Origin of the sequence: Methanobrevibacter arboriphilus (genome assembly GCF_019669925.1) — an archaeon.
GTDB lineage: Archaea > Methanobacteriota > Methanobacteria > Methanobacteriales > Methanobacteriaceae > Methanobinarius > Methanobinarius arboriphilus_A.
Genome location: NZ_AP019779.1, coordinates 1,747,060 through 1,758,994 on the forward strand (window position 1 = coordinate 1,747,060; position 11,935 = coordinate 1,758,994).

General features: G+C 30.6%; 14 protein-coding genes. All 14 read left to right on the forward strand.

The features are described from left to right. Window positions 1–123: 123 nt before the first annotated feature. The 14 genes from mtrE to MarbSA_RS07730 all read left to right on the forward strand — a co-directional run bounded on the left by mtrE (window position 124) and on the right by MarbSA_RS07730 (window position 11,781). Window positions 124–1,014 carry a tetrahydromethanopterin S-methyltransferase subunit E gene (gene mtrE, locus MarbSA_RS07665; protein ID WP_054834880.1) on the forward strand — a complete coding sequence of 297 codons (891 nt, stop codon included), beginning with the start codon at window positions 124–126 and terminating at the stop codon, window positions 1,012–1,014. Between the two features lie 13 nt (window positions 1,015–1,027). Continuing rightward, window positions 1,028–1,732: a tetrahydromethanopterin S-methyltransferase subunit D gene (gene mtrD, locus MarbSA_RS07670; protein ID WP_054834879.1), complete on the forward strand. Its 705-nt coding sequence runs from the start codon at window positions 1,028–1,030 to the stop codon at window positions 1,730–1,732. Continuing rightward, window positions 1,732–2,571: a tetrahydromethanopterin S-methyltransferase subunit MtrC gene (mtrC, locus tag MarbSA_RS07675; RefSeq protein ID WP_042703049.1), complete on the forward strand. Its 840-nt coding sequence runs from the start codon at window positions 1,732–1,734 to the stop codon at window positions 2,569–2,571. Before mtrD ends, mtrC begins: the two co-directional genes overlap by 1 nt. 11 nt (window positions 2,572–2,582) lie before the next feature. Further along, a complete protein-coding gene (locus MarbSA_RS07680; protein ID WP_080459569.1) occupies window positions 2,583–2,909 on the forward strand; it encodes a tetrahydromethanopterin S-methyltransferase subunit B in 327 nt (108 codons plus the stop codon). Next, window positions 2,909–3,634, forward strand: coding sequence for a tetrahydromethanopterin S-methyltransferase subunit A (gene mtrA / locus MarbSA_RS07685; protein WP_054834884.1), 726 nt, complete (start codon window positions 2,909–2,911; stop codon window positions 3,632–3,634). Before MarbSA_RS07680 ends, mtrA begins: the two co-directional genes overlap by 1 nt. 12 nt (window positions 3,635–3,646) lie before the next feature. After that, window positions 3,647–3,847: a tetrahydromethanopterin S-methyltransferase subunit F gene (locus MarbSA_RS07690; protein ID WP_042703053.1), complete on the forward strand. Its 201-nt coding sequence runs from the start codon at window positions 3,647–3,649 to the stop codon at window positions 3,845–3,847. Window positions 3,848–3,859: 12 nt separating this feature from the next. Next, a complete protein-coding gene (gene mtrG / locus MarbSA_RS07695) occupies window positions 3,860–4,102 on the forward strand; it encodes a tetrahydromethanopterin S-methyltransferase subunit MtrG (RefSeq protein WP_042703054.1) in 243 nt (80 codons plus the stop codon). Between the two features lie 16 nt (window positions 4,103–4,118). Then, entirely contained in the window at window positions 4,119–5,051 is a 933-nt protein-coding gene (mtrH, locus tag MarbSA_RS07700) for a tetrahydromethanopterin S-methyltransferase subunit H (protein ID WP_054834878.1), read from the forward strand. Between the two features lie 371 nt (window positions 5,052–5,422). Beyond that, window positions 5,423–6,469 (forward strand): calcium/sodium antiporter, encoded by a 1,047-nt coding sequence (locus MarbSA_RS07705; RefSeq protein WP_054834877.1) that lies wholly within the window; start codon window positions 5,423–5,425, stop codon window positions 6,467–6,469. A 27-nt stretch (window positions 6,470–6,496) separates the two neighbouring features. Next, window positions 6,497–6,952, forward strand: a complete 456-nt coding sequence (locus MarbSA_RS07710; protein ID WP_042703059.1) for a universal stress protein — start codon at window positions 6,497–6,499, stop codon at window positions 6,950–6,952. Window positions 6,953–7,264: 312 nt separating this feature from the next. Then, window positions 7,265–8,734, forward strand: a complete 1,470-nt coding sequence (locus MarbSA_RS07715) for a methanogenesis marker 14 protein (protein WP_221061329.1) — start codon at window positions 7,265–7,267, stop codon at window positions 8,732–8,734. A gap of 48 nt (window positions 8,735–8,782) precedes the next feature. Further along, on the forward strand, window positions 8,783–9,538 hold the full coding sequence (locus MarbSA_RS07720; RefSeq protein WP_082397986.1) for an NTP transferase domain-containing protein: 756 nt from the start codon (window positions 8,783–8,785) through the stop codon (window positions 9,536–9,538). A gap of 57 nt (window positions 9,539–9,595) precedes the next feature. Next, the gene (locus tag MarbSA_RS07725) at window positions 9,596–9,862 is read left to right on the forward strand and encodes a PRC-barrel domain-containing protein (RefSeq protein ID WP_042703065.1); all 267 of its coding nucleotides are present in this window, start codon (window positions 9,596–9,598) and stop codon (window positions 9,860–9,862) included. Between the two features lie 278 nt (window positions 9,863–10,140). Continuing rightward, window positions 10,141–11,781, forward strand: a complete 1,641-nt coding sequence (locus MarbSA_RS07730; protein ID WP_221061330.1) for an ABC1 kinase family protein — start codon at window positions 10,141–10,143, stop codon at window positions 11,779–11,781. Window positions 11,782–11,935: the final 154 nt, after the last annotated feature.

Here is an 11,935-nt window from a genome sequence, read left to right on the forward strand (position 1 = left end):
ATAAATTAATCATAGTAAATTTTAATCTTAGTAAATTAATAATAATAGACAACTATTAACTAATAAAAAATATTATATTTATTAAATAATCAATTTAATAAAAACTAAGGAGGAAAAGAAAATATGGACCCTATAACATTAGGTGTTGTTGCATTGATGGGTGCAGCTGCAACTATAGCTGGAACTTCTGAAGATTTAGAATCTGATGTTGGTTCCATGAGTAATCCAAACTCACAAGTTCAGCTAGCTCCTCAAATGGGACATTTACACCGATTTATTAATAAGGCTGTTTCTGGTGAACCAGTTGCATATGGTGCTTGGTGTGGTATCGCAGGTTCTATAGCATTTGTTTTGATTTCACCAATGTTTAACTTTAATTTAATGCCTATTGTAGGAATTGCTATTGGTGCAACTATTGCTGCTTTAGTACATGTTGTATACTCAGTAACAGCACATATGGGACGGATTGTAAGTCAATCTCAGTTTGAGCAGCCATTATTTATGGATGCTTTAACCCAAGCTTTAGGACCTATTGCAGGTCATGGTTTTATAACTACCTTTTGTATTGTAAGTATATCTTACTTAATGACTATACCTCTTAATGGAACTCCATTACACGTTTTCCCATTACCGCTTCTTGCTGTTTTATGGGGGATAACTATTGGTGCTATTGGTTCTTCTACTGGGGATGTTGCTTATGGTGCAGAAAGAGAATACCAACAATATCCATTTGGTGGAGGTATTCCTGTAGCTATTCATGGTGATATAGTAACTAAGTCTGAACTTGGTGCAAGAAATTCTATTGATACTGTTAACTTTTGTGCGAAATTTGGTGGACCATTAACTGGTTTTTGTTTTGGTGCTATTGTATTTTTAAGTTTCTGGATAACCGTAGTATTTGGGTTAGTCGGAGGATTAATTGCAGGCTTGATTATAGTTATTCTTCTTATTATTATGAATGAAAGACTTGAAAACTTTGCCAGAACTAAATATGGACCATATAAGGAAGATTAAGGAGGTTTCATTTATGGATCCAATAAGTTTAATATTATTTATAACAGTTGGAGGAATCCTCATTGGTGGAGGTGTACACTTCATACCAGTAGGAGGAGCTCCTGCAGCTATGGCAACAGCTACTGGTGTAGGAACTGGTACAGCAATGCTCGCAGCGGGTGCTGGGTTAACTGGTTTAATCACTGCAGCAGCTATGACTGGTCAGCCATGGTATATCATTGCAATCGCTGGTGCAGTAGGTGCAATGATGATGATTGGAATAACTATGCTAATTGCAAATATTATTTATATTTTCGGTGTTGGTGTTGTACCTTCTTCTGCTAAAGTTGAAGTTGACCCAATAACTGGTAGAAATCAAGAAAAATATGTTACTTCTGGTACTGAAGGGCATGGTATTCCTACTGTTTGTTTTGTAAGTGGTATCATCGGTGGTTTACTCGGTGGTGCTGGTGGTGGACTTGTTTACTATGGTATTAATATTGCAATGACTGAAGGAAGCTTTGTAACTGATCCTGCTATAACTGCAGGTTTAGCTGCTATTCTTGCAGTTGGTGTATTCTTTATAAATTCAGTAATTGCTTCTTATAATATTGGTGGTACTATTGAAGGTTTCCACGACCCTAAATTTAAAAGAATTGGTACTGGTATACTTGCTTGTGCTATTGCTTCTATTATAATGAGTGTATTTGCTATTGTTTTAACTGGAGGTGTTGCATAATGTCAGCAGCTGGTGGAGGACCATCTGGTGGTGCAATTGGTGCTGAAAAATTGCTTCTTTTAGGAATAGTTGGAGGCCTTGTTGGAATTTATTTAGTCCAATTTAACCCAGTTTTCGGTCCTGTTTTAGCAGCTCTTGGTGGGGTCTGTGCTATAGTATGGGGTGCAGATGCTATTCGTAGAGTTGCAAGTTACGGTTTAGGTACTGGTGTACCTTCTATCGGATATATGTCTCTTTCAATAGGTATTATCGGTGCATTAGCTGGTATTGCTTTAGTATCTCTTTCTTTTGCTAGTGGACTTGGAATTTTAGGACCAATCATTGCTTTAATTCTTTCAATGGTTTTAGGTCTTATTATTGGTGTAATAGCAAAGAAGATTGTTGGAATGAAAATACCAGTACTTGAAAGATGTACTGCTGAAATTTCAGGTGCTGCTGGTTTGTCTGTCTTAGCATTCTCTGCAACTCTTGCAGGAACCTATAATATTGATGGAATTCTTACTTCTGTTGTAGCTCCTGGATTCATTGCTTTATTCTTTATAATGAATACTATGGCTATACAACATCCATTTAATGCATGTTTAGGTCCTAATGAGAACCAAGTTAGAACTCTTAAATTAGCTGCATCTACAGCATTTTTAGCTATGTTTATCACTGGAATTTTAACTATTATTAACCCTGTTCCTAATATGTGGATGGGAATTCCTGTATGGGTAGCTGTAATTATTGTTGCTGCAATTGGTTGGATAATATCTATCAGAGCATACATTAAAGCATCATTCAATGAAGCTGCATCTGTCAAATGGTCTGGATTATGGCCTAAGGTTGAAGAACAATAGGGGGAGAAAATATGGAAATGTTACCTTTAATTAAAATTGTTCCTGAGTACAGCTTAACTCTCGATCCCTCTACTGGGATAGTTGGGGCTGCTTTAGGAAGAGAAGTTTTAGTACTCTCTATGGATGATATAAACAATGAAATAACTGATTTAGAGGCTGCAGCAGACGATTTAATGAATTCACTAGATCCAAACACTGTTTCTCGAGGATCCTATCCTGGAAGAGAAGGTGCCTATGCTACTGCCGGTATGCTTACAAACATGGTGTATGGATTCTTAATAGCTTTATTTGTTTTAATAGCTGCAATTCCTCTACTCGTTAATCTGGGGGTTTTATGATGGTGGATAAAAAATCACCTGCAGAAGGATGGCCAATAATCAATGGAGATTATATTGCTGGAGACCCTGAGAGTCCTGTTGCTGTTACAACTTTAGGTTCTCACAATGAAGATGTTCCTGCTAACGCTGGTGCAGCTATTGCTGGACCTTGTAAAACAGAGAATCTCGGTATTGAGAAAGTTGTAGCTAATATAATATCAAACCCTAACATTAGATTTTTAATATTATGTGGGTCTGAAGTTCAAGGACACATTACAGGTCAAAGTTTTGAAGCATTGCATCAAAATGGTGTAGACCCAGAAAAAAGAAGTATAATGGGTGCTACTGGAGCTATTCCCTATGTTGAAAACATTCCTGATGAAGGAATTGAAAGATTCCAATCTCAACTTGAGATTGTCAACATGATCGATGTGGAAGATGCTGGTGCAATTGAAGCTAAAGTTAAAGAATGTATTGAAAAAGATCCTGGTGCTTTCGAAGAGGAAGCTTATGTAATTTCTCTTGATGATAGTGGAGATGAAGAGGATGAGGGTGAAGAAGTTCGCCCAGTTGCTCCTGAAACTGCTTTAATTGAGGCAAGGATGAGAAACATTCAAACTCAAATTAAAATGATTGGTGCTGTACAAAGAAATTTTGCTGGTAATTATTCTGGTAAAGTTCAAGGTATTATGATAGGACTAATCTTTACTTTGGTAGTTGGATGTTTATTCCTAGGATTTATATAAGGAGGTTTAATTATGGTTAAGTTATCTAACAAACCAAACGTCCGTGGTATTAAAAATGTATCCGAAGATATACAATACAGATCTCAATTGATTGGAAGAGAAGGAAGATTATTCGCAGGATTAATTTCAACAAGATTTACTGGGATTGGCTTAGGAATAGCTATTGCTTTTTTATTAGTTGTAGTAATCCCATATATAGCGAATTTGTTCTAAGAGGTGTTATGAATGTCTGAAGAAAATACAATACCTCGAGTACTTGTCTCTGCTGATGATTATAATAAATCTAATGAGAAATTAGATGAGATTGAAGAAAAAGTTGAGTTTACTCTTGGTGAATACTACCAAAGATTAGGTCAACAAACTGGTAGAGATGTTGGTATTTTATATGGTATAATAATAGGTCTTATAATAATGGTTGTAGTTATGAAATATAATCTTTTACCATTACTATTAGGCGCATTACTCTAAGGATGGAGGATTATAAATGTTTAGGTTTGATAAAGAACAAGAAGTATTGGATATAGCTGGCGTTAATATTGGAGGCCAGCCAGGAGAATATCCTACTGTTTTAGCAGGTACCATCTTTTATGGTGGACATAATATTATTAGTGATGAAAAAGCAGGTGTCTTTGATAAAGATGCTGCAGAAGAAAGAATTAAAACTATGGAAGAAATGATGGATGTCACTGGAAATCCTTGTTTAGTACAAGTTTTCGGACAAACTGAAGAAGCTTTAGTTAAGTACTTAGAGTTTGTTGGAGACATTTCTGACGCTCCTTTCCTTATAGATTCTACTTCTGGTGAAGCAAGAATGGCTGGAGCAAAATATGCTACTGAAGCTGGATTATCTGAAAGAGCTATTTACAATTCAATTAACATGGCTGCAGAAGCTGAAGAAATTGAAGCTGTAAAAGAATCTGATATTTCTGCTTCTATTGTATTAGGTTTTAACCCAATGAATGCTACTATTGAAGGTAAAATTGGTATTTGGGAAGATGGTGATGGTACCATCGATCAAGGTTTATTACAAATGTCTGAAGAATGTGGAATTACTAAGCCTTTAATGGATACTGCTGTTACTCCTCTTGGTCAAGGTGCTGGGGTTGCTGCAAGAACTTCCTTTGCTGTAAAAAGTAAATGGGGATTACCTGTAGGTTCTGGTATTCACAATGTGCCTTCTGCATGGGATTGGTTAAGAGAATACAAAAAAGAACATAAAGAAGCATGGCCTGTTTGTGATATTGGTTCTAACATTGTTCAGCAAATGGTAGGTGGAGACTTTGTTCTCTTTGGCCCTATTGAAAATGCTAAAATTGCTTTCCCTGCATGTGCAATGGCTGACATATTTATAGCTGAAGCTGCTAAAGATATGGGAACTGAACCTGTAGAAGACCATCCAATAAACAAAATGATATAAGAATAATCTGTTCATAGTTTATTCTTTAACAAAACAATATACGAGGTTAGATGATTATCATCTAATCTATCTTTTCTTTTTTTATTATTTTTAGTTTTTATAGCTTTTTATTTCATAATACTTTTTATTTTATAATATTCTTTATTTCATAATACTTTTATTTCATAATATTTTTATTTCATAATATTTTTATTTTTAATATCTTTTTATAAAATTTCTTTATATAAATTTAATATTATTTTTATAATTGACTTTTTTTTATACTTTCAATAACTTTATATGCTTGAAGATGTATATTGATTGTATTTAGGGTTAAATATATGAGGATGTTCTAATATTTATTTATTTTTAATTTATATGGGGAAAATTGGATGTTTGAGATTATATTGATGTGTATTTTGCTTGTGGTGTCTTTATTAATTGTTATAAAGGCAGCAGATTTGTTTGTAGATCACATTGTTGAAATAGGGACTGCTTTGGGTGTATCTCAGATTCTTCTTGGTGTGACTGCTGCTGCAATTGGAACTTCTCTTCCAGAATTTGGATCTGCACTAATTGCTTCTTTAGGAGGTAATGCTGATATGGGTGTAGGTGTTGTTATAGGTTCTAATATATGGAATGTTGCTGGAATTCTTGGTATAACTGCTACTGTTACTGGTTTAGTACAGGCTGATAAAAAATCTATTAATCGGGATGGACTTATGGCTATAGTAACTGGAGTTGTATTGTTAGCTTTTATGTTATTTGGATACTTTACTGGTCAGCTTTTCATATCTGGTTTTGGTTCTATAGTGATGATTGTTTTTTATATTTATTATATGAGAATTCTTATAAAGGATCAAGAAAAAGCTCAAAAAGATAAGATTAAAAAATTACCTAATAGTGAAGAAGATATTATAAAGTCTAAAGATATTGAAAAGATTGATGATATTTCTAATAAAACTTTAGAAAAGAGAAAATCAATTAAGAAAAAAAGCATTTTATTTACAATACTAGGGATTATTGGCTTAGCTATAGGTTGTCAATTGTTAATTACAAGTGCTAGTTCTTTAGCATCTACTTTTGGAATACCTCCTGCTATAATGGGTTTATTTACTCTATCTATTGGTACTAGTATTCCTGAATTGGTTGTTACTTTGTCTTCTGCTATTAAAGGATTGCATGATATTTCTATGGGAACTGTTTTTGGAAGTGTGACCTTTAATATTCTAATTGGTATAGGTATTCCTGCATTATTAGTAGCTATTCCAATTGATTATTTATCTCTTTATTTTGATGCTCCAGTAATGATAGGTGTGACTGCTGGAACATTACTTTTGATGAAGTTTAATGGGAATAAATTAAATAGATTTTCGGGTATTATTCTCATGATAGTTTATGTATTGTATGCCTTTTTAAGGATATTCGTATTAGGTTAAGAAATTAGAAATAATTGGAGAATTTGTATGTATAGTAAAGTTTTAGTTCCAATAATGGGTAATTATACTAAAGAATTAGTAGATAGTACGCTTGATTTAATTGGGGATAGAGAAGTTGAGATTATAGGTTTATATGTTGTTGATGACTCTGTTCCTTTTTTAACTCCTAAAAAAATAAAGGAAGCTATGGTTGTTGAGCTCAATTCCAAAGGAAAAATATTTTTAGAGGAATTTGAACAGTTATTGGATTTAGATAATAATAAAAATATATCTGTTATAAAAAAATTATCTAAAGGTAAACCCGCAGAGGTAATTGTTAAAACAGCTGAAGATAACTGTGTTGATGTTATTGTAATGGGTACTGGAAAGAGTATAGTTGACAAACATCTTTTAGGAAGTGTTTCTGAGGAAGTTGTCCATTTTGCTCCATGTACAATACATTTAGTAAGAACAATTGAAATAGATAGCTGTAAATTGGATTAATATTTAATTTATTATTTAATTTATTTTTTAATTATTTTTTAATTTATTTTTATTTTATTTTTATTTCTAACTTTCAATTTTAAATTATAGTTTGTAGCTTTTTATTTTTCTTTTTTATCTTTAACTTTTATTTTATAATTTTTTAATCATTCTTAAAAAATTTTAAAAATCTTTATAAACTTTACTTTTAATATATAAAAATAGTATATTTTTATATTATTAATTTAATTATTATATTAATAATTAATAATTTAATTTAAATGCTTTTGAGTGAGTATTATAAAATAAAAAGATGTTTTGAGGGAAAAATACATGTCTTTTATAAGTAAAATTTTTGGTTTAGGTCCTAAACCTGTAATAGCTAAAAGTAAATTTAAAAAATTTGAATCTTTAAAATCATCTCCTTTTTCAGCCAAAACCGCCGGTTCTGGTTATAAGATGAGGCCTGATGAATATTATATTACAGCTTCTGTTGAACTTGGGAATACAACTACAAAGTGTATCATTTGTGCAACTAATTTAAATACAAGTGAAAGCTATCTTTTAAGTAAAGTTGTTAATATGACAAGAGATATTAGGCCACCAAAACCAAAAGAAGAAGTTTTTGGTAAAACTGTGTGGGGTATTGAACTTTCAAAAGAATCTGTATCTGAGTTAGTTCGTGATACTGTTATTGAAGCTGCAAAGGAAGCCCATATTAATATTGAAGATGATTTAGATTTTGTAGTCCGTTCAACTGGTGTAACAGCAGGTTTTGCAACTCCTGAAGAGAGTGGGAAACTTATAATCGCTCTAGCTAATGGATGTTTAGATGCAGGGGTTGCTCCAAGAAAAATGGCTCCAGCTATGTCTATTGATAATTTTCCAGATAGATTAAAAGATTATACTCTTCTTGATAAAGTAATGTTTGACGGTGCTGTTGTTAGTGTTCTTCCACCTAAAGGAGAAGAAGTTGTGTCTAATGAAATGGAAGGTGAACTTGTTACAGCGGGTATAAAACTTGGAGCTAAATGGACGAAAGTTGATTATAGAAATCCTTGTGTTTCAATTGATTTTGGATCAACCTTAGCTGGTAGGGTAGTTAATGATGATGAACCTTATGCACATACTGTTGGGAATTTTTTAGGTCTTGCAGGAGTTATAGCGGATTCACTTGTTCGTGGAACTGATAAGGTGGATAAAAAGGGTGGAGCTGCAATTGATTTATATTCTAAAGATATACTTAAAAAAGCTGACTGGAAACATGCTAAAGTTAATGCAGAAAAAGTTCATAAAATTATTGATATTAGAAAGATTCCAATGGATAGAAATAGGTTTGGAACTGTTCCTGTTAAACCAGAAGCTGCTCAAAAGGCAGGGACTTGTTTGATTGGTTGTGATGTTGGTGAAAATGGTGATAGAATTCCTGATTTAATTTCATTAGGAGAAGAACTTTATAAAAACGATGGTTTACCTACATTATTTGCTACTATGGATCATGTAAGTGCAATTATTGTTAAAAGACTTTTGGATGTTGCATTTAATGAGAATATTATAGCTCCTGGATCTGCTTTGGGAATAACTGGTAGGGCAGGGATTACTGGTAAGAAACCTGAATTAATACTTGAATATACTAAAGATAAGTTTAAAGACTGTGTATTTGTTTCAGATGGATTAGCTTTAGGTTCTGCTATAATGGCCAGGTGTATGAATTCAATGGGAACTATAAAAGTTCCTGTTGGTGGAAAACAAGGAGGACCATGTATTTTAGCAGCTAGAAAAAAATTACAACAAAAAAAATAGATATATCTTTAATAATTAAATTATTATTTTTTTACTCAGGAGATACACATGATAATAGCTGTCTTGATGGCTGGAGGTAAAGGAAAAAGGATGAATATAAATATTGAAAAACCTCTCTTTAAATTTTTTGATAAATATTTGATTGATCATGTTCTAGATAATTTAAAAGGATCTAAATATCTTGATAAGATTGTTATAGCTGTAAGTCCACATACTCCTGAAACTAAAAAATATATATCTGAAAAGTTTTCTAATAATAAAAATTATACTGATAATAAAAATTACAATAATAAAAATTATACTGATAATAAAAATTACAATAATAAAAATTACAATGATGAGTTATATAATCAGAATTATCATGATAAATCTAATATATATTCTGAAAAGCTTTTTAATTATTTAGAAACTCCTGGAAATGGTTATGTTGAAGATTTATCGTTTATATTATCTCACTTTGAAAAAAAATCTTCTGATGACATATTATTATTTATAAATGCTGATCTACCTTTTGTTTCTACAGATATTATTGATCATATTTTAGAGAAATATATGAAAAATAATGTTGATGCAATGTCTGTTTTGGTTCCTGTATCAATTTTTGAGGAGTATGGAATTGAACCTTCTTTAATATTGGACAATCTAGTTCCTGCTGGTTTAAACATATTATTAAGTAGAAATGAAGTACAAAATGAGGAAAAATTAATTATTCCTCAAATTGAGTTAGCTTTAAATATAAACACTACTGATGATGCTGAATTAGCTTATTATCTATTTAAGAATAACCAAATACATCAAATATAGTCAATAAAAGCTAAACTATATAAACTATATAGAATATAATAAATTTATGGTGAAATAATGGAAAATAAAAACATCCCTAAAAAAGAAGAGAAATTATGGAGTGAAGTTAAAGGATATCAGGTAGCTACTAATAATGCCCGTATTCTTGGTTCTCTCGATGAACTCGTCATCAATGAAAAAAGTGGTAAGATTGTGGATATAGCAATTAAAGTCGAACAAGGTAGAAATATTCATGTTAAAGGTGCTAAAAGAAATGGAGATTTATTATTAGTTCCTTTTGCAAAAGTTGAAAAAGTAGGAGAATTTATAATAGTTACAGAATAAATGTTTTAAACCATTTTCATTATTTATTTTTAACATTTTATTTTTATTATTGTTTACATTTTTATTATTTTGATTTGGATTAATACTGTAATTTGTTAGTTAATCTTATTTTTACCTATTTTCAATATTTTGTTCTTATTCTATGCTTTTTATAATATTTTATATGGCTATTTTTTTTTATTATTAGTTTTAATCTAATTTAATTTTCTAATATGTGATTTATTTATTATATTGTTTTCACGAAAGTTATTTATATTATTAAAAACTATTTTTTAATCATGAAAATTATTAAAAGAAGAAATAACACAAACTTAAAAAGAATAAATGAAATTTTAAAGGTTTTTAATAAGTATGAGTTTGGTCATGTTACTGAAAAAATAGGTTTGAATAATAAATTCTCGTTTTTTAAACATTCAGATGAATTGGAAGAATTAGATAATTCTCTACCTGTACGTTTAAGGATGGCTTTACAAGAGTTAGGGCCTACTTATATTAAATTAGGACAAATGATAAGTACTCGCCCAGATTTAGTTGGAGAAGATATTGCTAATGAATTTTCTAAAATGCAAGGTGATAATCCATCTATACCATTTTCTTATATAAGAAAAGTTGTTGAGGAAGAATTAAATGGCCCTATAAACGAAATTTTTGAAACATTTAATGAAGTTCCTTTATCTACTGCATCCATTGGACAAGTTCATATGGCTAAATTATTTGATGGTCCTAATGTCGCGGTTAAAATTCAAAAACCAGACACAGATGAACTTATAAAAAGCGATTTAGCTATAATGAAGTTTTTAGCAAAAAAAATTGATAAATATGTTCCTAGTGCTAAACCTTATAATTTTCCTATTGTGATAAACGAATTTGAAAGATCTATTCTCAAAGAAATTGATTATAATCAAGAATTTAATAATATGATCAAATTTGGTTCTATATTTGAAGATGATCCTTCAGTTTATGTTCCAACTGCTTATGGGGACTTCTCATCTAAGAAAGTATTAACTATGGAGTTTATAGATGGAGAAAAACTTGCCGATGTTATTTCCTCAGAGGGAATTTATGATAAGAAACTTATAGCTAATCGAGGAATTGAATCTTATTTTAAACAAATTGTGGATTATGGTTTTTTCCATGCTGATCCCCATCCATCTAACATTTATATATTAAAAGATAATATTGTTTGTTACATTGATTTTGGTATGATGGGAGTCTTAGATGATGAATTTAAAGAAAACTTAACTGAATTATTCATTTACTTTATTGAAAAAAATATCAATGGAATGATTAATCAACTTTCATATATGGGTATTTTACCTGATGATTTAGACCTTAAAGCTTTAAAATATGATTTAATAGATTTAATGGGTAAATATTATGGAGTAGAATTAAAGGGGATTCATGGAGGAATGTTGGATTTAATAACTATTATGCGAAAGTATAATGTTATATTGCCTCGTGAATTTGTTTTAATTTCAAAAGGTCTTTCCATGTTAGAAGAAACCGGTATAGAATTAGATCCTGAATTTAATACAATAAATACTTTGGAACCTTATGCAAAAAAAATAATAAGAAAAGAATTAAATCCATTTAAACTTGTTGATTTTGTAAAAAAGAATATTTTTGAAATTGAACATATATTAAAGACAGTTCCTATGAATATTTCTAAAGTCCTTTATAAAATAGAAGAAGGGGAACTAAAAATCGAACTAGAACATAAAAATTTAGAAAAGATGATTAATAGAATTTCCATGTCTTTAATATTATCAGCACTTCTTATAGGTTCTTCTCTTATTATATTATCTAATAAAGGATTCATGATATTGGATTTACCTTTTTTAGGGATCATTGGTTTTATTTTAAGTGCAATAATTGGTCTCTGGCTAATTATATCAACTTTAAGAAGTAAAAATTATTAATACATTAATAAACTCAAATAATTTTCTATTTTTTTGTTTTTAATTTTGATGGTTTTTGTGCATATGAATTTGTGTAGAATATAAATGATATATTTATTTGTATGCTTTTCAAATCTGATTGATTGTTTTAATGGCTTGCAAAAAAAAATAATTT